Genomic DNA, 452 nt, shown 5'->3' with positions numbered 1-452 from the left:
CTCCCCGTCCTCCGCCACCACGGCCACCGCGTCAGGACCGACGCACACCCGCTCGGCCAGCAGTTCGGGGAGGAGCGCCCCGGGTTCCTCGGCGCTCGGACCGCGGCCCTGGGCGAGGAGCCGCCGCGACTCGTCGGGGCCGACGACGTCCACGTCCGTCAACGGCAGTTCCGGCGTGGTCGCCAAGGCCCTCGCCAGCCCGTCCACGCAGGTCAGCAGCAGGCGGCACAGGCCCTCCGCGTCCACGCCGGACACCGCGTCGACGGTGAGTTCGAAACCGGAGCCGAGGTCGTCCACGGCCACCGCGACGGGGTAGTTGGACACGTCCCGGGTGAGCAGGGTCCTGACGCCGGGGAGGCGGCCGCCGTCCGCGCCGGGCACGGCATGGCTGTGGCGGTAGTTGAAGAGGGAGGTGAACAGGGGGCTGCCGCCCGGCACCCCGCTCGCCTGCT

1 protein-coding gene is annotated in these 452 nt (G+C 74.8%); it reads right to left on the bottom strand.

Going from position 1 to position 452, the window contains the following annotated elements; all coding sequences use genetic code 11:
• Positions 1–452, bottom strand: a 452-nt coding sequence (locus H0H10_RS03425) for a condensation domain-containing protein (protein WP_188179290.1), incomplete at both ends; no start/stop codon positions are given.

The organism is Streptomyces griseicoloratus (assembly GCF_014534645.1).
GTDB classification, from domain to species: domain Bacteria; phylum Actinomycetota; class Actinomycetes; order Streptomycetales; family Streptomycetaceae; genus Streptomyces; species Streptomyces griseicoloratus.
This window is presented reverse-complemented; position numbering and strand designations above follow the sequence as displayed.